23 protein-coding genes and 4 tRNA genes are annotated in these 26,205 nt (G+C 65.1%); 13 read left to right on the forward strand and 14 right to left on the reverse strand.

The window, feature by feature from the left end; all coding sequences use genetic code 11:
• Positions 1-11: 11 nt before the first annotated feature.
• The 8 genes from CCK87_RS06375 to CCK87_RS06410 form a co-directional block, all read right to left on the reverse strand.
• Positions 12-776 (reverse strand): YebC/PmpR family DNA-binding transcriptional regulator, encoded by a 765-nt coding sequence (locus CCK87_RS06375; RefSeq protein ID WP_086460615.1) that lies wholly within the window; start codon positions 774-776, stop codon positions 12-14.
• A 99-nt stretch (positions 777-875) separates the two neighbouring features.
• Positions 876-1,514 (reverse strand): pyridoxal 5'-phosphate synthase glutaminase subunit PdxT, encoded by a 639-nt coding sequence (pdxT, locus tag CCK87_RS06380; protein ID WP_086460616.1) that lies wholly within the window; start codon positions 1,512-1,514, stop codon positions 876-878.
• Positions 1,474-2,391, reverse strand: a complete 918-nt coding sequence (gene pdxS, locus CCK87_RS06385) for a pyridoxal 5'-phosphate synthase lyase subunit PdxS (RefSeq protein WP_086460617.1) — start codon at positions 2,389-2,391, stop codon at positions 1,474-1,476. Before pdxS ends, pdxT begins: the two co-directional genes overlap by 41 nt.
• Positions 2,392-2,431: 40 nt before the next feature.
• Entirely contained in the window at positions 2,432-2,995 is a 564-nt protein-coding gene (locus tag CCK87_RS06390) for an HIT domain-containing protein (protein WP_249273815.1), read from the reverse strand.
• A complete protein-coding gene (thrS, locus tag CCK87_RS06395) occupies positions 2,995-4,917 on the reverse strand; it encodes a threonine--tRNA ligase (RefSeq protein ID WP_249273816.1) in 1,923 nt (640 codons plus the stop codon). The genes CCK87_RS06390 and thrS overlap by 1 nt, the downstream gene beginning before the upstream one ends.
• A 192-nt stretch (positions 4,918-5,109) precedes the next feature.
• Positions 5,110-5,181, reverse strand: a tRNA-Val gene (locus CCK87_RS06400).
• 46 nt (positions 5,182-5,227) lie between these two features.
• Positions 5,228-5,301, reverse strand: a tRNA-Cys gene (locus CCK87_RS06405).
• Between the two features lie 53 nt (positions 5,302-5,354).
• Positions 5,355-5,426: transfer RNA gene (locus tag CCK87_RS06410), tRNA-Gly, on the reverse strand.
• A gap of 244 nt (positions 5,427-5,670) precedes the next feature.
• Here CCK87_RS06410 and CCK87_RS06415 point away from each other — a divergent pair.
• A tRNA-Val gene (locus CCK87_RS06415) sits at positions 5,671-5,743 on the forward strand.
• Between the two features lie 18 nt (positions 5,744-5,761).
• On the opposite strand, the gene CCK87_RS06420 is transcribed toward CCK87_RS06415, so the two are convergent.
• Positions 5,762-6,460, reverse strand: coding sequence for a lysoplasmalogenase (locus tag CCK87_RS06420; RefSeq protein WP_086460619.1), 699 nt, complete (start codon positions 6,458-6,460; stop codon positions 5,762-5,764).
• A 120-nt stretch (positions 6,461-6,580) separates the two neighbouring features.
• Here CCK87_RS06420 and CCK87_RS06425 point away from each other — a divergent pair, with 120 nt between their 5' ends.
• Together CCK87_RS06425 and CCK87_RS06430 are read left to right on the forward strand one after the other, a co-directional pair.
• Complete coding sequence (locus tag CCK87_RS06425) at positions 6,581-7,618, forward strand: LLM class flavin-dependent oxidoreductase (RefSeq protein WP_086460620.1); 1,038 nt, start codon at positions 6,581-6,583, stop codon at positions 7,616-7,618.
• Positions 7,615-9,051: an MDR family MFS transporter gene (locus CCK87_RS06430; RefSeq protein ID WP_086460621.1), complete on the forward strand. Its 1,437-nt coding sequence runs from the start codon at positions 7,615-7,617 to the stop codon at positions 9,049-9,051. Before CCK87_RS06425 ends, CCK87_RS06430 begins: the two co-directional genes overlap by 4 nt.
• A 9-nt stretch (positions 9,052-9,060) precedes the next feature.
• On the opposite strand, the gene CCK87_RS06435 is transcribed toward CCK87_RS06430, so the two are convergent.
• Complete coding sequence (locus CCK87_RS06435) at positions 9,061-9,585, reverse strand: type II toxin-antitoxin system PemK/MazF family toxin (RefSeq protein ID WP_086460622.1); 525 nt, start codon at positions 9,583-9,585, stop codon at positions 9,061-9,063.
• Between the two features lie 65 nt (positions 9,586-9,650).
• Between CCK87_RS06435 and CCK87_RS06440 the strand changes: the two genes are divergently transcribed.
• From CCK87_RS06440 to CCK87_RS06450, 3 genes are all read left to right on the forward strand, one after another.
• On the forward strand, positions 9,651-11,429 hold the full coding sequence (locus CCK87_RS06440) for a glycoside hydrolase family 15 protein (protein ID WP_086460623.1): 1,779 nt from the start codon (positions 9,651-9,653) through the stop codon (positions 11,427-11,429).
• 79 nt (positions 11,430-11,508) lie between these two features.
• Positions 11,509-12,309, forward strand: a complete 801-nt coding sequence (locus CCK87_RS06445; protein WP_086460624.1) for an SDR family oxidoreductase — start codon at positions 11,509-11,511, stop codon at positions 12,307-12,309.
• 34 nt (positions 12,310-12,343) lie between these two features.
• A complete protein-coding gene (locus tag CCK87_RS06450; protein WP_086460625.1) occupies positions 12,344-12,889 on the forward strand; it encodes a DNA starvation/stationary phase protection protein in 546 nt (181 codons plus the stop codon).
• 86 nt (positions 12,890-12,975) lie between these two features.
• Here CCK87_RS06450 and CCK87_RS06455 read toward each other — a convergent pair whose 3' ends face one another.
• Together CCK87_RS06455 and zapE are read right to left on the reverse strand one after the other, a co-directional pair.
• Positions 12,976-14,250 carry an ammonium transporter gene (locus CCK87_RS06455; RefSeq protein ID WP_086460626.1) on the reverse strand — a complete coding sequence of 425 codons (1,275 nt, stop codon included), beginning with the start codon at positions 14,248-14,250 and terminating at the stop codon, positions 12,976-12,978.
• Between the two features lie 239 nt (positions 14,251-14,489).
• Entirely contained in the window at positions 14,490-15,530 is a 1,041-nt protein-coding gene (zapE, locus tag CCK87_RS06460; protein ID WP_086460627.1) for a cell division protein ZapE, read from the reverse strand.
• 163 nt (positions 15,531-15,693) lie between these two features.
• Between zapE and CCK87_RS06465 the strand changes: the two genes are divergently transcribed.
• A complete protein-coding gene (locus CCK87_RS06465; protein WP_086460628.1) occupies positions 15,694-16,593 on the forward strand; it encodes a sulfurtransferase in 900 nt (299 codons plus the stop codon).
• A gap of 33 nt (positions 16,594-16,626) precedes the next feature.
• Positions 16,627-17,064, forward strand: a complete 438-nt coding sequence (locus CCK87_RS06470; RefSeq protein ID WP_086460629.1) for a SufE family protein — start codon at positions 16,627-16,629, stop codon at positions 17,062-17,064.
• 1 nt (position 17,065) lies between these two features.
• Here CCK87_RS06470 and CCK87_RS06475 read toward each other — a convergent pair whose 3' ends face one another.
• The gene (locus CCK87_RS06475) at positions 17,066-18,241 is read right to left on the reverse strand and encodes an alpha/beta fold hydrolase (RefSeq protein WP_086460630.1); all 1,176 of its coding nucleotides are present in this window, start codon (positions 18,239-18,241) and stop codon (positions 17,066-17,068) included.
• Between the two features lie 112 nt (positions 18,242-18,353).
• On the opposite strand from CCK87_RS06475, the gene CCK87_RS06480 reads away from it, so the two are divergent.
• The 5 genes from CCK87_RS06480 to CCK87_RS06500 all read left to right on the forward strand — a co-directional run bounded on the left by CCK87_RS06480 (position 18,354) and on the right by CCK87_RS06500 (position 24,219).
• Complete coding sequence (locus tag CCK87_RS06480; protein ID WP_086461200.1) at positions 18,354-18,950, forward strand: DUF3000 domain-containing protein; 597 nt, start codon at positions 18,354-18,356, stop codon at positions 18,948-18,950.
• 64 nt (positions 18,951-19,014) lie between these two features.
• Complete coding sequence (locus tag CCK87_RS06485) at positions 19,015-20,208, forward strand: HRDC domain-containing protein (RefSeq protein ID WP_249273817.1); 1,194 nt, start codon at positions 19,015-19,017, stop codon at positions 20,206-20,208.
• Between the two features lie 74 nt (positions 20,209-20,282).
• Entirely contained in the window at positions 20,283-21,494 is a 1,212-nt protein-coding gene (locus CCK87_RS06490) for a thiolase family protein (RefSeq protein ID WP_078713397.1), read from the forward strand.
• A complete protein-coding gene (locus CCK87_RS06495; RefSeq protein WP_086460632.1) occupies positions 21,491-23,635 on the forward strand; it encodes a 3-hydroxyacyl-CoA dehydrogenase NAD-binding domain-containing protein in 2,145 nt (714 codons plus the stop codon). Before CCK87_RS06490 ends, CCK87_RS06495 begins: the two co-directional genes overlap by 4 nt.
• 38 nt (positions 23,636-23,673) lie before the next feature.
• The gene (locus tag CCK87_RS06500; protein ID WP_086460633.1) at positions 23,674-24,219 is read left to right on the forward strand and encodes a dihydrofolate reductase family protein; all 546 of its coding nucleotides are present in this window, start codon (positions 23,674-23,676) and stop codon (positions 24,217-24,219) included.
• Here the strand turns inward: CCK87_RS06500 and dxs are convergent.
• The gene (gene dxs, locus CCK87_RS06505; RefSeq protein ID WP_086460634.1) at positions 24,216-26,153 is read right to left on the reverse strand and encodes a 1-deoxy-D-xylulose-5-phosphate synthase; all 1,938 of its coding nucleotides are present in this window, start codon (positions 26,151-26,153) and stop codon (positions 24,216-24,218) included. The genes CCK87_RS06500 and dxs overlap by 4 nt on opposite strands.
• Positions 26,154-26,205: the final 52 nt, after the last annotated feature.

A 26,205-nucleotide genomic window follows, 5' to 3' on the forward strand; every position in this document is an offset into this window, starting at 1 on the left:
CGGGGTGGGCCCTACTCCTCGTCGGTGTCGAGTTCGGCGCGGACCTCGTCGCTCAGATCGACATTGCTGTAGACGTTCTGCACGTCATCGCTGTCTTCGAGCGCATCGATGAGCTTGAAGACCTTGCGGGCTCCCTCGGCGTCGACATTGACCTTGAGCGATGCGACGAACTCGACGTCTGCCGAGTCGTACTCGATGCCCGCCGTCTGCAGCGCCTCGCGGTTGGCCACCAGCTCGCTGGGATCGGTGACGATCTCGTACTGGGCGCCGTGGTCGATGACCTCTTCAGCGCCGGCGTCGAGCACAGCGAGAAGCACGTCGTCTTCGGTCAGGGCATCGGCGTGGGGCACGGCGATGACGCCCTTCCGCGCGAAGTTGTACGCGACGCTTCCGGGGTCGGCCATCGCTCCGCCGTTGCGGCTCATGGCCGTGCGCACTTCTGCAGCTGCACGGTTGCGGTTCTCGGTGAGGCACTCGATCAGCAGTGCGACGCCGTTGGGGCCGTAACCCTCGTACATGATCGTCTGGTAGTCGACCGACTCGCCGGTGAGTCCCGCTCCGCGCTTGACCGCGCGGTTGATGTTGTCGATGGGCACCGACGTCTTCTTGGCCTTCTGGATGGCGTCGACGAGGGTGGGGTTGCCGTTGAGGTCAGCGCCGCCGATCTTGGCGGCGACCTCGATGTTCTTGATCAGCTTGGCGAACGACTTTGCTCGGCGCTGGTCTTTGACGGCTTTTTGGTGCTTGGTGGTCGCCCACTTGGAATGCCCGGACACTGTTTCTGCTCCCTGCGTGCTCTATTCGATCAACGTTCAGTCTAGTGAGCGGCGTGTCGCCCCCCTCGGAGAACCGCCGCTCATGACCGGTGTGCCGCCCTAGCGCGAGGCCCGGACCTTGTCGAGGAAGTACTCGTGGAATCGCACGTCTCCGGTGACCTCCGGGTGGAAGGCCGTGCCGAGGAGATTCTGCGACTCGACGGCCACCACCCGAGCGTCGTCGAGTTGGGCGAGCACGGTGACCCCCTCGCCGACGGACTCGACGACGGGCGCTCGGATGAAGACGGCGTGCACGGGTGGATCTCCGAGCGCGGGCACCGAGAGATCCGTCTCGAATGAATCCAGTTGATTGCCGAAGGCGTTGCGCCTCACTGAGATGGAAAGCCCTCCGAGGGTCTGTTGACCCGGGATCGCGTCGAGCACGCCGTCGGCCAACATGATCAGGCCGGCGCAGGTGCCGTAGACCGGCAGGCCACCCGAGATCGCGGCACGAAGCGGCTCAGCGAGTCCGAAAGCCCTCGACAACTTGTCCATGACACTCGATTCGCCGCCCGGGATGACCAGTCCATCGATGTCATCGATCTCCTCGGGGCGGCGTACCGGAACGGCATCCGCCCCGAGCGAGCTCAGGACGCGAAGGTGCTCGCGGAAGTCGCCCTGAAGGGCGAGGACCCCGACCCGCGGGGCGGTGCCGTGACTACCAGCCACGCTCGGAGAGCCGGTGCGGCGCGGGCACATCGGCGACGTTGATGCCGACCATCGCCTCGCCGAGGCCTCGCGAGACCTCGGCGACGACGGTCGGGTCGTCGTAGAAGGTCGTCGCCTTGACGATCGCGGCCGCGCGCTCTGCCGGGTTGCCCGACTTGAAGACACCCGATCCGACGAAGACGCCATCGGCACCGAGCTGCATCATCATCGCGGCGTCGGCGGGAGTCGCCACGCCGCCGGCGGTGAACAGCACGACCGGAAGCGTTCCTGTCTCGGCGATCTCGACGACGAGGTCGTAGGGAGCCTGCAGCTCTTTCGCGGCGACGTAGAGCTCGTCTTTCGACATCGACGACAGAGCGGCGATCTCGGACTTGATCTTGCGGATGTGCTTGGTGGCTTCGGAGACGTCGCCGGTTCCGGCTTCACCCTTGGAGCGGATCATCGCCGCACCCTCGTTGATGCGGCGCAGTGCTTCGCCGAGGTTGGTCGCTCCGCACACGAAGGGAACCTGGAACTTCCACTTGTCGATGTGGTTGACGTAGTCTGCGGGACTCAGCACTTCGGACTCGTCGATGTAGTCGACGCCGAGAACCTGGAGCACCTGCGCCTCGACGAAGTGTCCGATGCGCGCCTTGGCCATAACGGGGATGGAGACGGCGCCGATGATTCCGTCGATGAGGTCGGGGTCGCTCATGCGCGCGACGCCACCCTGCGATCGGATGTCGGCGGGAACGCGCTCGAGAGCCATGACGGCGACGGCGCCTGCTTCTTCGGCGATCTTCGCCTGCTCGGCGTTGACCACGTCCATGATCACGCCGCCCTTCAGCATCTCCGCGAGACCGCGCTTGACGCGGCTCGATCCATGCTCGGTACGGCCATTCTGTGAAGGTGTTTCTAGGGTGCTCATTGTGTCCTCTCGAACCCGATTCTACTCGGGGTGCTGGTGTCTAGGCTGACTCGGGCCAGGCGGCGGCGATCGACGCGCGTACGTCGCCGAGAAGCTGCGGAAGGGCTTTCGTCTTCGCGATGATCGGGAAGAAATTCGAATCCTGGGACCATCGAGGAACGACGTGCTGGTGAAGATGATCCGCGATTCCTGCGCCCGCGACTCTGCCCTGATTCATGCCGATGTTGAAGCCGTGGCACTGCGACGTCTCACGAACGACTCTCATCGCCGTCTGCGTGAGCGCGGCGATCTCCACGACCTCGGCCTCGGTCGCCTCGTCATAGAGGGAGACGTGGCGATAGGGACAGACGAGCAGGTGGCCGCTGTTATAGGGGAAGAGATTCAGCAGCACGTACGCGTGCTCGCCTCGATGAACGATGAGAGCTTCTTCGTCGCTCAGCTGGGGCGCACGGCAGAACGGGCACGAGTCTTCTCCCGACACCGGGCCGTTCTCGATGTAGACCATCCGGTGCGGCGTCCACAGCCGCTGGTAGGCATCCGGAACCGCAGCGAAATCGGCCGAGCTCTCGATCGGAACCTCGGGAAATTCTTGGTCTGCGGGAATCACGCCTGTCCCTGGCTGGTGACCTGCAGACGCGAGTCGATCGCTGCCCGGATGCGGGCGACGGCCTCGTCGATCGGCACGCCGTTCTCCTGCGTGCCGTCGCGGAAGCGGAAGCTCACGGAACCCTGAGCTCGGTCCTCTTCTCCCGCGATGAGCAGGAACGGGACCTTCTGCAGAGTGTGATTGCGGATCTTCTTCTGCATGCGGTCGGCCGACACGTCGAGCTCCGCCCGCACGCCCTGCTTCTTCAGGGTGGACACGACCTCCGCGAGGTAGTCCTCGTACTGTTCGGCGATAGGGATTCCCACGACCTGAACGGGTGCGAGCCAGACCGGGAAAGCGCCGGCGTAGTGCTCGGTGAGCACGCCGAAGAAGCGCTCGATCGATCCGAAGAGTGCGCGGTGGATCATCACCGGGCGCTTCTTGGTGCCATCCGACGCCGTGTACTCGAGTTCGAACCGCTCCGGGAGGTTGAAGTCCAGCTGGACCGTGGACATCTGCCAGGTGCGACCGATCGCATCACGAGCCTGCACCGAGATCTTGGGTCCGTAGAACGCGGCTCCCCCGGGATCGGGCACGAGCTCGAGTCCGGATTCGGCGGCGACCTCGGCGAGGGTCGATGTCGCCTCTTCCCAGACGTCGTCGTCGCCGACGTACTTCTCGGGGTCTTTGGTCGACAGTTCGAGGTAGAAGTCGGTCAGGCCGTAGTCACGAAGCAGCGCCAAAATGAAGTTGAGCGTCTTGGTGAGCTCTTCCTTCATATTCTCGCGCGAGGTGAAGATGTGCGCGTCGTCCATGGTGAGGCCGCGCACCCGGGTAAGGCCGTGCACGACACCCGACTTCTCGTTGCGGTACACCGTGCCGAACTCGAAGAGGCGAAGAGGGAGATCCCGATACGAGCGGCCCGACGAGCGATACACGAGGATGTGCATCGGGCAGTTCATGGGCTTGAGGTAGTAGTCGGCTCCCTGGCGAGTGATCTCGCCTTCCTCGTTGCGGCCCTCGTCGAGGTGCATCGGGGGGAACATGCCGTCGGCGTACCACCCGAGGTGGCCGGACTGCTCGAAGAGATGCGCCTTGGTGATGTGGGGTGTGTAGACGAAGTCGTAGCCCTCCTCCTCGTGCTTTCGACGGGAGTAGTCCTCCATCTCACGGCGGATGATCCCGCCCTTGGGGTGGAAGACGGCGAGACCGGAACCGATCTCGTCGGGGAAGGAGAAGAGGTCGAGCTCGTTGCCCAGTTTGCGGTGGTCGCGCTTCGCGGCCTCCTCGAGGCGCGCCTGGTAGGCACGCAGCTCGTCCTTGGTCGGCCACGCCGTTCCGTAGATGCGCTGGAGCTGCTTGTTCTTCTCGGAGCCGCGCCAGTAGGCGGCGGCCAGCCGCGTGATCGAGAATCCGTTTCCGACCAGGCGTGTCGATGGCAGGTGGGGACCGCGGCACAGATCCTTCCACAGGGTCTCGCCGGTCTTGGGGTCGACGTTGTCGTAGATGGTGAGCTCGGCGCCGCCGACCTCGACCGACTCGTCTGCAGTCTCGTCCTCGGGGGCTCCCTTGAGCCCGATGAGTTCGAGCTTGTAGGGCTCGTCGGCCATCTCGGCCCTGGCCTCGTCTTCGGTGACGACGCGGCGAGTGAATCGCTGGCCCTGGCGGATGATCCGCTCCATGGCCTTCTCGATGGCTTTGATGTTCTCGGGAGTGAACGGCTCCGCGACATCGAAGTCGTAGTAGAAACCGTCGGCGATGGGCGGCCCGATGCCCAGCTTCGCCTCGGGGTTGATCGTCTGAACGGCCTGAGCGAGCACGTGGGCGGCAGAGTGGCGCAGGATGTTGAGGCCGTCTGGGGAATCTATGGAGACGGGTTCGGTGTCGTCGCTCGCCTCGACCGTCGTGGCGAGGTCGCGCAGCTCACCGTTCACCCTCATGGCCACGATGGGCCGGTCCGGAAAGAGTTCGAATCCGTCAACCACTTTTTGTCCCGCTCCTTGTTATGTCACCGACCTATCCACTGTAGTGCCGGGTACGAGCAGCTCGATCCCGAGGCGTTCGGCGTGCGCACGGCGCCGGATGCCCGGGAACGACAAAAGCCCCCGGTTTCCCGGGGGCTTCATGTTCTGTGGGCGATACTGGGATCGAACCAGTGACCTCTTCCGTGTCAGGGAAGCGCGCTACCGCTGCGCCAATCGCCCATTCGTTGTGTCTCGAGACGAGACCGGGTGAGTGAGACCCTGTGAGTGGAGGTGGCGACGGGATTTGAACCCGTGTGGACGGCTTTGCAGGCCGCTGCCTCGCCTCTCGGCCACGCCACCATTCTTTGAGCTACACGTAGCACATGACTGTGCTTTGTGAATCTTCACACTCGAGCGGATGACGAGATTCGAACTCGCGACCCTAACCTTGGCAAGGTTATGCGCTACCACTGCGCCACATCCGCATTTGCTCGCTTTTCGGCGTGCGTTGAAGACTCTAGCCGAAACATCGCGGCATGACCAAACCGAGCACTCTTCTTGTTCATCTCAAGGGGGTACAAGGCGCGCCTGACCCCGGAACGAGGCCGAACTCAGATGCCGAATGCAAGAGGACGCCCCGGGCGTGTCGGGGAGATTCCGGCTGCCGATGTGCAGAGCGCGCGTCGCGTCGGCTAAGATCGATCCGCGCTGCTTCGTGCGGCGTGTGACGGGCGATTGGCGCAGTTGGTAGCGCGCTTCGTTCACACCGAAGAGGTCATCGGTTCGAGTCCGGTATCGCCCACCCGTCGCAGAGCCCCGATCAATCGCGAGATTGCTCGGGGCTTTTCTCGTCTCTCGAGCCTGTTGTACGCAGCACGCCCCACACGATAAGGCCTTGCCCCGCGAGGTACAGGGTCATGATGATCAGATCCTGCTGCACCAGGTCGAAGCCCGGCAGAAAGATGCGGCACGCGAGAAGGCTGTCGGAGCAGACGAACAGCAGAGCGCCGATGGCCGTCAGCCTGTTCGTCGCCAGGGCCAGAGCGCCGGATGCTCCGAGCACGAGCCCGTAGGCCGCCACCGGTATGAGCATGCTGCCCAGTGTGGGGGCCAGCAGCAGCACGAAGGCCAGCCACCACACGAGGTAGAGACCCGCCCAGAGGGGTATCCGCCGGCGTCTGAAGAAGGCGGCGAACGCGACGAGGTACAGCAGATGGGCGGCGAAGAACCCCGCAAGTCCTGACAGGAATCCGATGTCGCCCGGTGAGGCCAGCAGCACGTCGCCCAACCACGAGAACACCAAGGCTGCGACGATCAGCACGGTGCCGACTCCGCCACGCATCCGTGTCGCAACCAGAACGACGGCCAGCAACGCGGGCATCAGAAGAGGCTTCGTCCAGCCGGCCAGCTCCGGCAGTGCGGCTCCCAAAGCGACGAGATGCACGACGGCCAGGATGAGGAAGGGAACGAGCGCCCAGCGGCGGCTCGTGGTGCTCTCCGATGCTCGAGTGTCGCCCATGCGTCTCACTGTGGCACGGGGCGAGCCCCAGCCGGAGCATCCGGGGAATGTCTGGCCCGGCGGGCCGGTTGCGCAAGCGGATACATTTGCATAGAAGCCGCAGAGAACGAGGAGATCGACATGACCAAGCAACTCGAGTTCGGACTGGACACCTTCGGAGATGTGACGTCGGATTCCGACGGTACGCCTCGCAGCTATGCCCAGGTCATCCGCGACGTCATCGCCGAGGGTGTGCTTGCCGACCAGGTCGGCGTCGACTTCATCGGCCTCGGCGAGCACCACCGCGACGACTTCGCGATCTCCGCGCCGGATGTCGCCCTCGCGGCCATCGCCGGCCAGACGTCGCGCATCCGACTCGGTTCTGCGGTGACCGTTCTGAGTTCCGACGACCCCGTGCGGGTGTTCCAGCGCTTCTCTACGCTCGATGCGGCATCCAACGGTCGTGCCGAGGTCATCCTCGGGCGCGGCTCCTTCACAGAGTCCTTCCCCCTCTTCGGATACGAGCTCAGTCAATACGAGGAGCTCTTCGAGGAGAAGCTCGACATCTTCACGCGCCTTCTGACAGAGAAGCCCGTGACCTGGCAGGGAAGCACCCGCCCGGCACTCGTCGACCAGCGCGTGTTCCCGACCACGGAATCCGGAAAGCTGAAGACGTGGATCGGAGTCGGAGGAAGCCCTGAGTCCGTCGTTCGTGCCGCGCGGTACGGACTCCCCCTCATGCTCGCCATCATCGGCGGAGATCCCGTGCGGTTCGCGCCCTACGCCGACCTGTACCGCCGCGCGCTCGCCCAGATCGAGAGCCCCGAGCTGCCCATCGGAGTGCACTCCCCCGGTTATGTGGCGGCGACAGATGAGCAGGCCCGCGAGGAGTTCTGGCCCGAATACAAGACGATGCGCGACCGTATCGGTGCCGACCGCGGCTGGCCGCCCATGGCGCGCTCGGAGTTCGACCGCGAAGCCGGCCCGCACGGCTCGCTGTATGTCGGCTCGCCGGAGACCGTCGCGCAGAAGATCGCGTCGACCGTCCGCGCGCTCGACGCGACCCGCTTCGACCTCAAGTACAGCGCGGGTCCCCTGTCGCACGACCTGCTCATGACCTGCATCGAACTGTACGGAACCGTGGTCATCCCGCGCGTCCGCGAGTTGCTCGCCGAATGACCGCGGTCGACACGAGCGGAGTCGGTTTCCGATCGCAACGAGGCCCGGTTCTCATCGCCCTGATGGTGACAACCGGGCTCGTGGCGATCGACGCGACCATCCTCGCCACAGCAGTTCCCTCGATCGTCGACGATCTGGGCGGCTTCGCGCAGTTCCCGTGGCTGTTCTCGATCTATCTGCTCGCGCAGGCCGTATCGGTGCCTCTCTACGCGAAGCTCTCCGACACGGTCGGCCGAAAACCGATCATCCTCATCGGGGTCGGACTCTTCCTGATCGGATCGATCCTCTGTGGATTCGCGTGGAGCCTGCCCGCGCTGATCGCGTTCCGCGCGGTGCAGGGGCTGGGCGCCGGCGCCGTGCAGCCGATGGCGATCACGATCGCGGGCGATATCTACACGGTGGCCGAGCGGGCCAAGGTGCAGGGCTATCTCGCGAGCGTCTGGGCCATCAGCTCCGTCGCCGGTCCCACCCTCGGCGGGGTGTTCTCCGAGTTCGTCTCATGGCGGTGGATCTTCTTCATCAACGTGCCACTGTGCCTCGTCGCCGGCTGGATGCTCGTGACCCGGTTCCACGAGAAGATCGACAAACGCACGCACCGGCTCGACATCGCCGGAGCCGTTCTCCTCACCTCAGGGCTCAGCCTCGTCATCCTCGCCGTGCTCGAGGGTGGACAGGCCTGGGCCTGGGACTCGGTTCCGAGCATCGCGGCCTTCGCGATCGGCGGTGTGCTGCTCGCGGTCTTCGTCTTGGTAGAGCGGCGAGCAGCTGAACCGATCCTCCCCCTCTGGGTCTTCTCGCGTCGACTGCTCATCACGACGACGCTCATCTCGCTGGGCGTCGGGGCGATCCTCATCGGCCTGACCTCGTACGTTCCGACCTTCCTGGAGGGCGTCGCGGGCGCATCCCCATTGATAGCGGGCTTGGCACTCGCCGCGCTCACCATCGGCTGGCCCATCTCGGCATCGCTGTCCGGTCGGCTCTACCTGCGACTGGGGTTCCGCACCACCGTGCTTATCGGCACGGGCCTCGCCGTTCTCGGCGCGGTCCTTCTGATCGTCGTCTACACGAACGCGAACATCGTGCTCGTCGCGATCAGTTGCTTCCTGGTGGGACTCGGCCTCGGTCTGGTGGCGACACCGAGTCTCATCGCCGCCCAGTCGAGTGTGCCGTGGAACGAGCGCGGTGTCGTCACCGGCACGAACCTGTTCTCCCGCTCGATCGGCAGCGCGGTCGGCGTCGCCGTATTCGGGGCGATAGCGAACGGCATCTTCGGCGCGAGCGCGAAGGGCGAGACCGATCCGTCGGTTCTCATAAACGCGTCGGGAGCGGTCTTCGCGGCGGTTCTCGTGTGCGCCGCATTCACCGGACTCGCAGCGCTGGCGATGCCTCAGGCACGGGTCGAGGATGTCGAGCACGTGGAGTCGACGACCTGACCGCCTCCGCTACGAGCGCAGGCCCTTCAGCGCCGACGATACGGCGGCGAACTGGGTGCGGCTGACCGAGCTGGCCTCTCGTCGCATCCCCGACTCGAAGACGCGGAAGACCCGGTCGAGACGCACCCAGCTCGGACGGACCTGAGAGTCCCACGGCCCCGGTCCGACGAAGACGAAATGCTGCGCGTCGCGATCGTGCGGCTTGCTCGTGAGTTGCAGGGCGAGCACCGAACGCGAGGAGTCACGCGCCACGATCAACACGGGTCGATCCTTGCCCCGCCCGTCGTTCTCTTCGTACGGCACCCACGTCCAGACGACCTCTCCCGGATCCGGCTTACCGTCGACCCGCGGCTCGAACGCCAGACGGCGTCGTCCCAGGGCTCCGACTGCGACTTCGATCGTCGCCTCTGACCCCGACCGGCCCGGAGACGGCGCTACGGTGCGACTCCGAGAGGAATCGGACCTCTCCGGCTCGCGTGTTCCGAACGCCGAGAAAAGCCTCGTCACGATCGTCGTCAATGCCCGAAGTCTCATGACGGCGAGCGTACCGGGTCGTCAATCCCCACCCGTTCAGGAGGGGCGGTTGCTAGACAGGGCGAATGACGATTCGCGCTGACGGCACTGTTCCCCTCCGCTCCTACGGTGTTATCGGCGACGGGAGGACGATCGCGCTGATCGCCGAAGACGGGGGCGTGGACTGGCTGCCGATGCCGAGCATGGACGCGACGCCCGTCTTCGGCCGCCTGCTCGACGCAGGGAGCGGGGGTGCCATCGACCTGATGCCGGTCGAGGAGTTCACCGTGTCTCGTCGCTACGTCGACGGCACGAACGTGCTCGAGACCACCTTCACGACGAGTTCGGGAGAGGCCGTTCTCACCGACGCCCTCGTCACCGGCATCGCAGGGCGGCTCCCCTGGACCGAACTCGCGCGACGGGTCGACGGCACCCGGGGCCGGGTGCGGTTCCGCTGGCGGGTCGCGCCCGGAACCTGCCTGACGACCGCGTCTCCCTGGAAGCAGGACACCACTCACGGACCAGTTATCCGGGTGGACGGGGTGACCATCGCCGTGCGAGGGCTCGAGCACGGTCCGCGAGGCGGGGGCGATGCGGCGTTCGCCGGGTCGTTCACGACCGAGAAGGGATCGCGCCATGTCGTCACCGTGGTCGGAACGTCGAACGAGCCCCTGCACCTCCCCGTCGCCGCCAATGTCGACCGCGGCATCGACCGCACGATCGAGAACTGGCAGTTCTGGTCACGCGAATTCAGCTACGACGGGCCGTGGTCGGTCGACGTGCATCGCAGCGCTCTGGCTCTGAAGCTGCTGATCTTCAGTCCGACCGGAGCGATCGCGGCCGCCGGAACGACATCTCTACCCGAGAACCCTCGAGGCGGCAAGAACTGGGACTACAGGTTCGCGTGGGTTCGCGATGTCGCGTACACGCTGCACGCCCTCATTCGGTTCGGGCTTCGTGAGGAGACGCACGCCGCTGTCGCCTGGCTACTCACCACGATCAGGCAGAACGGGCCGGAGCTGCACATCTTCTACCGGCTCGACGGCTCCCTGCCCTCCGGTGTCACGATGCAGGAAGCGCCGGGCTGGAACGGGGCGGGTCCTGTCGTGACGGGCAACCCCGCGAGCGGGCAGCTGCAGCTCGGGGTCTACGGCGATCTGTTCGACGTCATGCGACTCTATGTCTCGGCGGGCAACGTTCTGGATGCGGAGACCGGCCGACTGCTCGCCTCCGTCGCCGACCGCGCCTGCGACGCCTGGCGGCAGAGAGACGCCGGCATGTGGGAGCTGGAGGATGTGCAGCACTACACCTCGGCCAAGATGGGCTGCTGGCAGGCCCTGGATGCCGCGGTCGAGCTGTGCGAGAAGGGCCAGATCCCCGGCGACTCGGCCCGGTGGATCGCGGAGCGGGAACACATCCGCGAGTGGATCGAGGCGAACTGCTGGTCTGAAGAGAAGCAGAGCTACGTGGCGTACCCGGGCTCCGACGAGCTCGACACCTCGGTGCTCCTTCACGCCTCGAGCGGTTTCGACAGAGGCGATCGGATGTCGAAGAGCATCGATGCCATGCGCGAGGAGTTGGGCCGGGGGCCGCTGCTGTACCGCTACTCGGGAGCGGACTCCGAAGAGGGTGCGTTCGTGGCGTGCTCGTTCTGGATGGCTCAAGCACTGGCCTGTGTCGGAAGAATCGACGAGTCTGTTGCCTTGATGGACGCCATGATCGACCTCTCGAACGATGTCGGCATCTACTCGGAGATGATCGATCCAGACGACCTCGCCTATCTCGGCAACCTTCCACAGGCTCTCAGTCATTTGGCGTTGGTCAACGCGGCCATCACGATCGAGGAGATCACGGGCCGGCAGTAGATCTGCCGCATCCCATCACGACTTCTGATCCCGCGCAACCCGACCCCCCGCGAGGGTCGGTCTGCCTATCGTGGAGCATATGGATCTACGAATCTCAGGCAAGAAGGCGCTCATCACGGGTGCCGACTCGGGAATCGGTTGGAGCACCGCGAAGACGCTCCTCGGCGAGGGAGTGACGGTGGTAATCACCGACCTCGATCAGGAATCGCTTGACAAGGCGGTTTCGCGGCTCGGGGCCGAGGAGGGCCGCCTCTTCGCTTTCGCGGCAGATGTGACCGACACCTCGTCGCTGGCTTCCCTGCACTCTCGGGTGGCTGACGCAGTCGGGCCGATCGACATCCTGGTTCAGTCTGCGGGCGTGACGGGTGCGCAGGGTCTCTTCCACGAGATAGACGACGCCGGATGGGTCGACACCCTTACGGTCGATCTCCTCGGACCGGTGCGGCTGGTGAAGGAGTTCCTTCCAGACCTTCGCGCGGGAGGGTGGGGTCGCCTCGTCTTTCTCGCTTCGGAGGACGCCGTGCAGCCGTACGACGACGAGTTGCCGTATTGCGCGGCCAAAGCCGGAGTACTCGCGCTGGCGAAGGGCCTGTCCCGGAGCTACGCGAGCGAGGGTCTTCTCGTGAACGCCGTCTCTCCCGCCTTCATCAACACGCCCATGACCGACGCCATGATGACGAAGCGCGCCGACGAGAACGGCACCTCATTCGACGAAGCGATCGACAGCTTCCTCGCCCAGGAGCGGCCGTATATGGAACTCGGCCGCCGCGGAGAACCCGATGAGGTGGCCAACGTCATCGCCTTCCTGTGCTCCGACCTGGCGAGCTTCGTCAACGGTTCCAACTACCGGGTCGATTCCGGCTCAGTAGCCACGATCTGACCCTTCACCAGACCCCGACGAAAGGACAACAACAATGACAACCACGATCGAACGCCCCACCACCGCACCGAGTGACGCGGGGGCCAAGAGCACCCGTCGACAGAACGCGGAACGCGGGTTCAAGGCCTCGAAGTCGCTCACCGACAACCTGCAGAAGGTTCTGGTCGACCTCATCGAGCTGCATCTTCAAGGAAAGCAGGCGCACTGGAACGTGGTCGGCAAGAACTTCCGCGACCTGCATCTGCAGCTCGACGAGATCATCGACGCGGCGCGCGAGTTCAGCGACACCGTCGCCGAGCGACTCCGCGCTCTGCACGCGATTCCGGATGGCCGGAGCGACACCGTCGCAGCCTCGACCACGCTGCCGGAGTACCCGAACGGTGAAGTCGACACGGCCGAGACCGTCGATCTGATCACTGTGCGCATCGAGGCCGTCGTCGGAACGATGCGTGATGTGCACGACGAGGTCGACGAGGCCGACCCCACGAGTGCCGACATTCTTCACGCAATCATCGAGCGGCTCGAGCAGTACGCCTGGATGGTGTCGGCGGAGAACCGCACGGCGACCAAGAAGTCCTAGGCCCTCTTGTAGAACGAAGAACGGCGTGCCGCTCCCTGTGGGTGCGACACGCCGTTCTCGGCTGTGTGGGTGATGCGGAAAAGCGCTTAGCGGGTCTCCTCCAGGAGGATGTATCCCTCTTCGCCGTGAACCACGGTGTCGATGCCCGCGATCTCGTCTTCGTTCTTGACTCGGAAGCCCATCGTCTTCTCGATGATGAGTCCGATGATGTACGACAGCACGAACGAGTAGATGAGAACCGCGAACGCCGCGATGGCCTGCTTGCCGAGCTGCTCGGCACCGAAGCCGAAGAAGAGGCCGACGTTGTTGCCCAGCAGACCGATGTAGAGCGTTCCGATGAGGCCACCGACGAGGTGGATCCCCACGACATCGAGCGAGTCGTCGAATCCGAGCTTGAACTTGAGGTCGATGGCGACGGCGCAGATGGCTCCGACGAGAATGCCCAGAACGATGGCCCAGAACGGCGTCAGGATGTTACACGCCGGGGTGATGGCGACCAGACCGGCGACGGCACCCGATGCGGCGCCGACCGAGGTGGGCTTGCCGTCTTTGATCTTCTCGACGACGAGCCAGCCGAGGATCGCGGCTGCGGGAGCGGCGATCGTGTTGAGGAACGCGACCGCGGCAATGCCGTCGGCTGCGAGCTCGCTACCGGCGTTGAAGCCGAACCAGCCGAACCAGAGGAGGCCTGCGCCGAGGAGCACGAAGGGCGGGTTGTGCGGCTTGTGCACTCCCTTGGCGAAGTTCACGCGCTTGCCGAGAACGAGGGCGAGGGCGAGAGCGGCGGCACCGGCGTTGATGTGCACGGCCGTTCCACCGGCGAAGTCGTTCGCGCCGATCACGTAGGCGATCCATCCGCCGTCGGAGACGGCGCCGTCTGTCACGGTGAAGTTGAAGACCCAGCTTGCAACAGGGAAGTAGACGACCGTGGCCCAGACGCCGGCGAAGACCATCCACGCACCGAACTTGGCCCGGTCGGCGATGGCGCCCGAGATGAGAGCGACGGTGATGATCGCGAACGTCGCCTGGAAGGCCGCGAAGGCAAGAGTCGGGTATGCGGTCGTGATGTCACCGCTCGTCGCTTCGTTGAACGCACCCTGCAGGCCGAGCTGGTCGAGGTCGATTCCGAGAACACCATCGATTCCGACGAAGTTGCCGACGCCGGCGTTCGAGAACGTGATGGCGTAGCCATACAGAACCCAGAGCACGCCGATGAGCCCCATGGCCCCGAAGCTCAGCATCATCATGCTGATCACGCTCTTGGCCTTCACGAGTCCTCCGTAGAAGAACGCGAGTCCCGGCGTCATCAGGAGTACGAGGGCCGCTGCTATGAGCAAGAAGGCGGTATTGCCCTGGTCCATTGAAATTACCTCTCTTAGTTGTTGCAAAGGTGCACCGAGAGATGATGACGAACGAAGGTGCTGTTAGAAGGAAACCAGCTCGCGCGCCTCACTCGGGTATGCCCAACTATCGTGTGAAGAAGTTTCAAGACGTGCGCGTCAATGTTTCCGGCACGTAACGCTCGGACGGCAATTGTAAAAACTGTGTTTCGCGTCGCTGCGGAACGTCGCAGAGCGGCTGCGAGATCCGGTGGTCGGTGTCAGTACTGGGTCGACGCGATGAGTCGCGAGACGGATCGAAGATACTTCTTGCGGTATCCCCCCGACATCATGTCGCCGGCGAAGACCTCGTCGAGCGGGCTGCCGGAGGCGAAGATCGGGATCTGAGCGTCGTAGACCCGGTCGATGAAGGCGACGAACCGCAGGGCGTCTGTCTGACTGTGCAGAGGGGTGACGTCGTCGAGCACGATCGCATCGATGCCGTCGATCAGCTTGACGAACTTCGAGGGGTGAAGGGTGCCGAGGTGGGCGATGAGCCCGCCGAAGTCGTCGCGCGACACGGATGCCGACGCGGACTTCTCTACGACGGCCGAGACGGCCTCATCGATTCCCGCGTCGTCGAGCACGCGGGCATGACCTTCGATGTCGCGTCGGCGGTAGTCGAGGCCGTCGATCCGCACCGTGTCGAAGCGATCCGACAACGACTGGATCTCGCGAAGAAAGTCCGCCGCCGCGAATCGTCCCTCCCCCAGCGCGTTCGGCGGGGTGTTGCTCGTGGCGGCGAGCCGGGTTCCGGACGCGCTCAGGTCGGTGAGCAGTCGCGTCATCATCATCGTGTCGCCCGGGTCGTCGAGTTCGAACTCGTCGATGGCGATCAGTTTCGCGCCGGTGAAGAGCTTCACCGCCGCCGCGTAGCCCATGGCGCCGACGATCGCGGTGTACTCGATGAAGGTGCCGAAGTACTTCGGCCCGGGAGCGGCATGCCAGAGAGCCGCGAGGAGGTGCGTCTTGCCGACGCCGAAACCGCCGTCGAGGTAGATGCCCGTCGGCCCCGCCGGCGCCTTCTTCTGCCGGGAAAAGAACCCGCCAGAGCGGGCCGACGGTGCCCACGAGGTCGAGAAGCGTCGAACGATCTCGAGAGCATCGGTCTGCGAGGGGTAGTCGGCATCGGGACGGTAGGAGTCGAACGACGCGGTGTCGAATTGCCGCGGCGGCACGAGCACCGCGGCCATCTCTGCTCCGGTGAGATTCGGAGCACGATCGACGAGCCGAACGAGTGTGGTCGGGAGGGATGACGCCATGACGGAGCTCTTCCGGAAAGTTTGTGTCGAACCGAGACGTTTTCCGGAAGAACGATCACCGGAACGGCATAGATTCGAGGGGAGACAAGTGTCTCCAGACTAAACCGCCGATACCGCCGGGCCGGTCTCCGATCGGCTCGTGCACTCCCAGGAGGAACCACCTATGACCGTCGCCGCCGATCCGTCGCCCCGTTTCGCCGAATTCGCGCATCCGGAACGCCTGGTGAGCACCGACTGGCTGCAGTCGCATCTCGGCGAGCCGGGCCTCGTCGTGGTCGAGTCCGACGAAGACGTGCTCCTCTACGAGGTCGGGCACATTCCGGGCGCCGTCAAGATCGACTGGCACACCGATCTCAACGACCCCGTGGTGCGTGACTACATCTCTGGAGAGCAGTTCGCCGCGCTGGCGTCGTCGAAGGGCATCTCCCGAGACAGCACGGTCGTGATCTACGGTGACAAGAACAACTGGTGGGCTGCCTATGCCCTCTGGGTGTTCACGCTCTTCGGCCACAGCGACGTGCGCCTGCTCGACGGCGGTCGGGACGCGTGGATCGCCGAGGGCAGGGCCATCACGACGGACGAGTCCGAGGTGGCGGCCGCGTCGTATCCGGTGGTGGAGCGCGACGACTCGGCGATCAGGGCGTTCAAAGAGGATGTGCTCGATCACCTCGGCAGCCCGCTCATCGACGTGCGCTCACCCGAGGAGTACACCGGTCAGCGCACCACGGCGCCCGCGTATCCCGAAGAGGGCGCACTGCGGGCCGGTCACATTCCGACCGCGCAGAATGTTCCGTGGGCGCGGGCCGCGGCAGCAGACGGCAGATTCCGCGGCATCGACGAGCTGAACGAGATCTACCGCGAGGGTGCCGGCCTCGTCGATGGCGATGAGATCATCGCGTACTGCCGCATCGGAGAGCGATCGAGCCACACCTGGTTCGTGCTCACCCACCTTCTCGGCTTCGATTCGGTGCGCAACTACGACGGTTCGTGGACGGAGTGGGGAAGCGCCGTGCGCGTGCCCATCGCCACGGGCGATGCTCCGGGAGCGGCACCGGGCCGGTAGTCGGGCGCTCGTCGTAGGCGATAATTAACAGACATGGATGCGACAGAACTTCCCGACTCCCTCGCGGAGATCCGCGACGACTTTCTCGACCTCGAGGTCAAGGAGCGCCTGCAACTGCTGCTCGAGTTCTCGAATGAGCTGCCAGAGCTACCCGAGCGCTATCGGGATCACCCCGACCTCTTCGAGCGTGTCGAGGAGTGCCAGTCTCCGATCTTCATCGTCGTCGAGGTCGACGCCGACCAGGCGGTTCATCTGTTCGCCACCGCACCGGCTGAGGCGCCGACCACGCGCGGCTTCGCCTCGATCCTCGTGCAGGGCATCGACGGCCTCACGGCCTCGCAGGTGCTCGAGCTGGCCGACGACTACCCGAGCATGCTCGGTCTCACGGCCGCCGTCTCACCCCTGCGCATCCGGGGAATGACGGCGATGCTGGCCCGCATCAAGAGACAGGTGCGTGAGCGCGCCGCCTGACTCACGCCTCGTGAAGCCAGACTCTGATCGCTTCGTTCCAGCGCTCCGGATCGTAGTTCCAGAGCTTCGTGTGCCGCGCGATCGAGAAGGGCACGAACGTCACGATGTCGGGACGGAGTTCGGCGAGCTTTCTGCTCGAGACGCTGGACACGTATCCGTCGTCGTCGCTGTGCAACAGCAGGATGCGGGTATCGAGTTCGCCGCTCCGTGCCACGAAGTCGAGGCGGCCGAGATCGACCGACTTCTCGAGCCCGGTGGCGACATTGCCCCAGTCGTGCGTCAGCGTGGCGAGGGCGGCGGTCTGCACGGGCGCGGGGATCCCGAGCTGGGTGCTGCGGTAGCGGAGCGTCTCGTTCCAGTCGATCACCGGTGAATCGAGGACGACGCCGTCGATCACACTCTTCATCTGCGATCGGGAGGCGACCTGGAGGACTGTCGCTCCGCCCATGGACCAGCCCATCAAGATGACGCTCGTCGCGCCCGCCGCGACCGCGTAGGCCAGAGCTGCGTCCACGTCCTCCCACTCCGTCTCGCCCAGCCGGAAACGACCGTCTGCGCTTCGAGGCGCATCCCCGTCGTTGCGGTACGAGACGAGGAGCGACGTGTACCCGGCCTCGTGGAAGACTCTGCTCGCTCGAAGCGTCTCGGCACGCCTCACGGCGCGACCGTGAACCTGGATGACCCATCTGGTCGAGTCGGGGTCGTCGGCGGGGATCACCCACGCCGGAGCATCTCCGACGGGCGTGGTGATGGACACATTGCGGTAGGCGAAGGGGAACTCGCGCGGATGCAGGAAGTACCAGCCGCTGATTCGACCTGTCGATGCCAGCTCGATGTCGCCGAAGTCGACCTCGAGCAGAGACCGGGTCACGGCGCCGTCTGCCACCGAGATGATCTCGCCGATCCGGGCGTGCCCGCCGCTGCGGTCGAACCAGAGGCTGTATCGCCCGGGCAGGAGAGTGTCGGCAGTGGCACGGAGGGTGATCGTTCCCGCCTCGAGGTCCACCGACTCGATGGTCGCGTCCTCCGACGGATGCTTCGGTGGCACGACGACCGAGCGAGAGACGAGCGTCGTGAGAACGGCGGCAGCGGCGGCTGTCGCGGCGGCCAGTGCTCCGGCCACTATGGTGGCGCTAGCCCAGCCGGGTACAGGACGGCGCTCGTCGGATGCGGTCATATCGGTGTGGTCTCCCTGTCGTCGACGCCGAAGGCAGGCCGGAGCCCGCCCGCAATGGTCGTCATCGGCGTGCCTGCGGCGCGCAGCATGCGGGAAACTCTAGTCTGCAGACGTGTCCGACACTCCAACCACGTCCGAACTCCCTGCTGCTTTCGAGGCTGCCGTGGCGGCGGTCCGTGCAGCTGCGACCCGACCCGAGCTCGTCGTCTCCGAGATTCCTTCGCCCGCCAACCTCGCTCCGTATTCGCTCGCGCTCGCCGCAGATGTGAATCCGGAACGCCACGGCTCGGACTCGGAGCTCGGCACGGGGCGATTCATCCTCCTCCACGATCCCGACGAGCCCGAGGCCTGGGGCGGCGCATTCCGCGTCGTCTGCTTCGCACAGGCGCCGCTCGAGACAGAGATCGGGCTCGACCCTTTTCTCGCCGACGTCACCTGGTCGTGGCTCGTGGATGCGCTCGACACGCGCGGCGCACGGTACTCGGCGGCGTCCGGAACGGCCACCAAGATCATCTCCAGCGGCTTCGGCGAGCTGAAGTCGCAGGGCGACGGCGCACAGATCGAACTGCGCGCATCGTGGACCCCCGACGATTTCGACGTGACGGCGCATGTGGAAGGCTGGGGGGAATTGCTCTGCATGCTCGCCGGTCTTCCCCCCGCGATCGACGGAGTCACACAATTGAATGCGAGGCGCTTCGGGCGTGACTGACGAATACGAGACCATCCCCGACTCCGGCACGACTGAGGTATCGCCGGAGTCGGCTCCGCGCACACTGGCACTCACGGTCATAGATACCCGCGAGGCCTATCTCGAAGCGGTCGAGCTGATCGCCGCCGGGCACGGCCCCATCGCGGTCGACGCGGAGCGGGCATCCGGTTTCAAATTCTCGCAACGCGCGTACTTGATCCAGCTCTACCGACGCGGGGCGGGCAGCTTTCTCTTCGACCCACCGGCGATCGGTTCCTTCACCGAGCTGAACGACGCGATCTCGCGCGAGGAGTGGATCCTGCACGCCGCGAGTCAGGATCTGGCCTGTCTTCGCGAGGTGGGACTCGACCCACGCGTCATCTTCGACACCGAACTCGCCGCCCGGTTGCTGGGCATTCCGCGCGTCGGACTCGGCAGCGTCGTCGAGGAGTTCCTCGGAATCCACCTCAAGAAGGAACACTCCGCGGCAGACTGGTCTCGCAGACCTCTGCCCGAGTCTTGGCTCGAGTACGCAGCCCTCGACGTCGAACTCCTCCCCGATCTGCGAGACAAACTGGCAGAGCTCCTGATCGAGAATTCCAAGGCCGTGATCGCGGCTCAGGAGTTCGAGGCGACGAGGCTGAAAGAGCCCAAACCGGCCGCCGCCGAGCCCTGGCGTCGACTCACGGGCGTGCATTCGCTTCGTAATCCCCGCAACGTCGCTGTGGCGAGGTCGCTCTGGATGGCGCGAGATGAACTCGCCCGCGAGATCGATGTGTCGCCCGGCAGGTTGGTGCCCGATTCGAGTCTCGTCGCAGCGGCACGTGTTCTCCCCGAGTCGAAGCGGGAGCTCGCCGCGCTCAAGGAGTTCTCGGGCCGGGCGAGCCGAACCGAGATCGACCGGTGGTGGGCTGCCCTCGAAGAAGGCAAGGCCGCCACCGACCTGCCGGTCAACCGCCGAAGCGAAGACACGCTACCTCCCCCGCGCAGCTGGTCGGATCGCAACCCCGAAGCGGACTCTCGCCTGAAGGCTGCTCGAGCGGCCCTTGCCGAGCTGTCGGAGTTCGTCAACATCCCGGTCGAGAATCTCCTCACTCCCGAGACTCTGCGCCGGGTTGCCTGGACCCCGCCCGAGCCGACGACTGCGGCGGCGATCGCGGCATCCCTGTCAGAGCTCGGCGCCCGCCCGTGGCAGCTTGAACTAACTGCACAGCCAATCGCCCAAGCCTTTGTCGATGCCCACCAAAAGGCAGAGAACGAGCCCGAAGCCTCGTCGTAGGAACAGTCAAAGGATTTCGACCGCTCTTTAGCCCCGCCTAGGATCGTCTCGGTTCTCAACCAGAAGGAGGCAAAGTGGCCGAAATAGCCGAAGTCGTATTTGTTGATGGGGTGCGCACACCCTTCGGGCGTGCGGGCGAAAAGGGCATGTACTGGCAGACCCGTGCAGACGACCTGGTCGTGAAAGCGATCATCGGTTTGCTGGAGCGAAACCCGTCCGTTCCCAAGGAGCGTATCGACGAGGTCGCCATCGCTGCGACCACACAGCAGGGAGACCAGGGGCTCACGCTCGGCCGCACCGCGGCCCTGCTGGCAGGACTCCCCCAGTCCGTTCCGGGCTTCGCCATCGATCGCATGTGCGCCGGCGCGATGACGAGCGTCACCACCCTGGGCAGCGGAATCGGTTTCGGTGCGTATGACCTCGCCATCGCCGGCGGTGTCGAGCACATGGGCCGCCATCCCATGGGATTCAACGCCGACCCGAACCCGCGTTTCCTCGCCGAGAAGCTGGTCTCCGAAGAAGCCCTGAACATGGGATCGACGGCCGAGCGCATCCACGACCGTTTTCCGTCGCTCACGAAGGAGCGCTCCGATCGCTACGCGCTTCGGAGCCAGCAGAAGGTCGCGGCCGCCTACGAGGCCGGAAAGATCCAGCCCGACCTCATTCCCGTTGCGACGCGCAGCGCCGCTGGATGGGGACTGGCCACCCGCGACGAGGCTCCTCGTCCAGAAACCACTATGGAGGGTCTCGCCGGTCTGCGCACGCCCTTCAGGCCGCACGGCCGCGTCACCGCGGGAAACTCGTCGGGCCTGAACGACGGCGCTACCGCGTGTCTGCTCGCCAGCGGAGCCACCGCGAAAGAACTCGGCCTCACGACGAAGATGAAGCTGGTCAGCTTCGCGTTCGCCGGCGTCGAGCCCGAGATCATGGGCATCGGACCGGTGCCCTCGACCGAGAAGGCCCTGCGCAAAGCAGGTCTGTCGATCACCGACATCGGTCTCTTCGAACTGAACGAGGCGTTCGCGGTGCAGGTGCTGTCGTTCCTCGACCACTTCGGCATCGACGACGACGATCCCCGCGTGAACGAGTACGGCGGAGCTATCGCCATCGGACACCCGCTCGCATCGTCGGGCGTACGTCTGATGAATCAGCTCGCCCGACAATTCGAGGAGCACCCCGAGGTGCGCTACGGCCTCACCGCCATGTGCATCGGTCTCGGCCAGGGCGGCACCGTCATCTGGGAGAACCCTCACTACAACAAGAAGGCGAAGGCAGCGAAGCGATGACCGACTACTCCACAATCGACTTCTCTTCTCTCGCCGAACTGTCGGCAGACGAGGTCGTGACTCACTCGTACGTTCGTGACATCCCGCTTCCGAGCGGCAAGGTGCTGGCGCTGATCACGCTCGACAATGATCGTGACCACACGCGTCCGTCTACCCTCGGGCCCAACTCCCTGCTCGAGTACGGAGCGGCGCTCGACGCCCTCGCAGTGCGGGCATCGGCCGGCGAGATCCAGGCCGTCGCCGTCACCGGCAAGCCGTACATCCTCGCCGCCGGCGCCGACCTGTCGAAGGTCGGCGACATCCCGAGTCGGGAGCTCGCCAAGCAGATGGCGCAGCTCGGACACTACACCTTCGGCAAGATGGCGACGATCGGCGTACCCACGTTCGCCTTCATCAACGGACTGGCATTGGGCGGTGGTGTCGAGGTGGCCCTCGCAGCCGACTACCGCACAATCGACTCGTCGATTCCCGCCCTGGCACTCCCCGAGGTCTTCCTCGGCATCATTCCGGGATGGGGCGGCGCATACCTGCTCCCCAACCTCATCGGCATCGAGAACGCCCTCAAGGTCGTCGTCGAGAACCCGCTGAAGAACAACCGCACGCTGAAGGGCCAACAGGCCTTCGATCTCGGTATCGCCGACGCGATCTTCCCCCCGGCCTCCTACCTCGAGCAGTCGCTCGTCTGGGCCGACGGAGTGCTGACCGGTCGCATCACGGTCTCGCGTTCGAACGTGCCGGGCAAGCTCGAGCGCCTCGTGAAGTGGGACGCGGCGATCTCGATCGCGCGCAAGATGCTCGAGTCGAAGATCGGAACCGTCGCGGCGTCGCCGTACGCGGCGCTCGACCTGCTCAAAGCAGCGAAGTCGGGATCGGCGGAGGACGGGTTCGCTCGTGAAGACGACGTGCTGGCCGACCTCATCTCGGGCGATCAGTTCCGCGCGAGCATCTACTCGTTCAACCTCGTGCAGAAGAGGGCCAAGCGGCCCGCGGGTGCTCCGGATAAGGCCCTGGCCAAGCCGGTCACGAAGGTCGGCGTCATCGGCGCCGGACTCATGGCCAGCCAGTTCGCGTTGCTCTTCGTTCGACGACTCCGGGTTCCTGTCGTGATCACCGATCTCGATCAGGCGCGGGTCGACAAGGGTCTCGCCTACATCCGCGACGAGATCACGGCGCTCAAAGACAAGGGCCGCATCGGCGCAGACGAGGCCAACCGGCTCGGCGCGTTGGTGTCGGGCACGACAGACAAGGCCGATTTCGCCGATGCCGACTGGGTGATCGAGGCGGTCTTCGAGGAGCTCGGCGTCAAACAGGATGTCTTCGCCGACGTCGAGAAGTACGTATCTGACACGGCCGTGCTCGCGACCAACACCTCATCGCTGTCGGTCGAGCAGATCGGAGCGAAGCTGTCCCACCCGGAGCGACTGGTCGGATTCCACTTCTTCAACCCGGTTGCGGTCATGCCGTTGATCGAGGTCGTCAATACCCCGTCGACAGACGAGGCGACGCTGAGCACGGCGATGGTCATCGCCGCGAAGCTCCGGAAGAACGCCGTCATCACCCGCGACACCCCGGGTTTCGTCGTCAACAGGATTCTGGCGAAGCTGCTGGGCGAGGCCATGCACGCGGTCGACACGGGCACTCCCTTCGAGGTTGTAGACAACGCCCTTAAGCCCTTCGGGTTGCCCATGACGCCGTTCGAACTGCTCGAGCTCGTGGGTCTCAAGGTGGGGGCGCACGTGCTCGACACCCATCACGCGGCCTTCCCCGACCGATTCTTCGAGAGCTCGAATCTGCACAAGCTTGCGGAGCACGGCAAGATCTTCGAGCGCGACTCCAAGGGCGCGATCAAGGGCTTCGATAAGAAGGCCGTGAAGATCGTCGCCGACGGCGGACCTGGCGGAACGGCTCTCACCGAGGCGGAACTCCTGCGTCGGGTGGAGGACGGCCTCGCTGACGAGATCAAACGCATGCTCGATGACGACGTCGTGCACGCGGCGGAGGACATCGACCTCTGCCTCATCCTCGGAGCGGGCTACCCGTTCCAGATGGGCGGCGCTACGCCGTACCTCGATCGGGTCGGGGCGAGCGAGAGGGTGTTCGGAGACACCTTCCACCACCCGCCGATCGCCGGTACCGACTAGCTATCTGACCGTCGGGGGCTCGTCCTAGTCTGTGAGGCATGACCTTTCAGTACTACGTGGCGAGCACCCTCGACGGGTTCATCGCCGACTCAGACAATCGCATCGATTGGCTATTGCGCTTCGGCACGGCCGACTTCGACGCCGCATATCATCGATTCCTCTCGGGAATCGGATCGATCGTTATGGGCGCGAGAACCTACGAGTTCCTCCTCTCGCAGTCCCCCGATGACTGGCCGTATTCGGTGCCCACCGTAGTGCTCACCCACCGAGATCTTCCCGTCGCCGTTCCGGGTGCAGACATCCGCTTCAGGCACGGAGACATCGATGCTGTCGCCGACGAGCTCGAAGAGCTGTCCGGCGACCAAGCAACCTGGATTGTCGGCGGCGGAGACATCGCGGCTCAATTCGCGACGGCCGGTCGTCTCGATGCCGTCATCATCACGATGATGCCCGTCATCCTGGGCGCAGGCGTGTCACTGCTCCCGGTTACTGGGCCGCTCGACCTCGACCTGGTCTCGACGACCAGCCTGGCCCAGGGGGCCATCGAACTCAGCTACGCGGTGTCGACGAGCCTCGACGACTAGCGGGTGATGCGCCGCTCGTTCTCGCTCTCGCCTTCGAGCGGGCGCGCGATCGGGATCTTGCTTCCGAGTACCTGCGCCACGACATCGCGGGCGATGTGCTGTGGGGTCAGGCCCACGCGCTCCATGATCTGTGCGCGCTCCGCATGATCCAGGAACTCGTCGGGCAGTCCCAGCTCGGTCACCGCCGTATCGATGCCTGCCTCGCGAAGATCCTGCCGAATTCTCGTGCCCACGCCGCCCACGCGGATGCCGTCTTCGATCGAGATCACGATGCGGTGTTCGGCGGCGAGATCGAGCACACTACGCGGAACGGGAACGACCCAGCGCGGGTCGATCACCGTCGACCCGATGCCCTGTGCCGCCAGACGTTCGGCGACCTCGAGGCCAGTCCTCGCCATGGGGCCTACGGTCACGATCAGAACGTCTTTGCGCTCGTGCTCGACGAGCACGTCTACTCCGTCGTCGAGACGGCGCACGGCGGCGATCTCCTCGCCGACGCTGCCCTTGGGGAATCGTACGACGGTCGGACCGTCCGAGACGGCCACGGCCTCGCCCAGCTCCTCACGGAGGCGCTCGGCATCTCGGGGAGCGCTGAGGCGGATATTCGGCACGACCTGCAGAATTGCGAGATCCCACATGCCGTGGTGGCTCGGTCCGTCTGGGCCCGTGACGCCGGCCCTGTCGAGAACGAACGTCACTCCGGCTTTGTGCAGCGCGACATCCATCAGCACCTGGTCGAACGCCCTGTTGATGAATGTGGCGTAGACGGCGACTACCGGGTGGAGGCCACCGAAGGCCAGGCCGGCGGCAGACGTGACCGCGTGCTGTTCGGCGATGCCGACGTCGAAGACACGGGTGGGAAAGCGTTCGGCCATCTTGTGCAGGCCCGTCGGGCGCAGCATCGCCGCAGTGATGCCCACGATGGTGGAATTCTTCTCCGCCAACGCGACGATCTCGTCGCTGAAGACTCCCGTCCACGACGGTGCGCTCGGTCCGCCCAGTGCCTCGCCGGTTTCGGGATCGATCTGCCCGACGGCGTGGAACTGGTCGGCGATGTCGCTCAGCGCGGGCTCGTAGCCGCGGCCCTTCTCGGTGATGGCATGCACGATCACCGGCTGGGCGTAGCGCTTCGCCTGCAGGAGGGCTTCCTGCATCGCCTGCAGGTCGTGTCCGTGGATCGGGCCGATGTACTTGATGTCGAGGTTCGAATAGAGCGCCTCGTTGTTCGAGAAGCGGCTGAGGAATCCGTGCGTGCCGCCGCGGATGCCGCGATAGATGGCGCGGCCCGGCCCCCCGAAGCGATCGAAGAGCTCACGCGACGACTGGTGCAGGTTTCGATATTTCGTGTTGGTGCGAACCGAGTTGAGGTAGCGGGCCATGCCTCCGATCGTCGGAGCGTAGGAACGGCCGTTGTCGTTCACGACGATCACGAGTTTGCGGGTGTTGTCGTCGCTGATGTTGTTGAGCGCCTCCCACGTCATGCCACCGGTGAGAGCGCCGTCGCCGACGACCGCGATGACGTGACGGTCATTCTGGCCCGTCATCTCGAACGCGCGGGAGATACCGTCTGCCCACGAGAGGGAGCTCGACGCGTGGGAGCTCTCAACCACGTCGTGCTCGCTCTCCGAGCGCTGCGGGTAGCCTGCCAGGCCGCCCTGCTGGCGGAGCCGGGAGAAGTCCTGTCGACCCGTAAGGAGCTTGTGCACGTAGGACTGGTGGCCGGTGTCGAAGACGATCGCGTCGCGCGGTGAGTCGAACACCCGGTGGATGGCCAAGGTCGTCTCGACCACGCCGAGGTTCGGCCCCAGGTGTCCCCCGGTCTTCGATACCTCGGCGACGAGGAACTGGCGGATCTCGGCAGCGAGCTGAACGAGTTGCTCCTGACTGAGAGCGTCGAGATCCCGTGGACCTGAGATGTTCTCCAGCAGGCTCATGCAGACGGCCCTTCCGTTCGTGAGGGCCGACCGGCCCCTCGTTCGAGTCTAT

The sequence above is a fragment of the Agreia sp. VKM Ac-1783 genome (assembly GCF_900177765.1).
Taxonomy (GTDB): Bacteria; Actinomycetota; Actinomycetes; order Actinomycetales; family Microbacteriaceae; genus Agreia.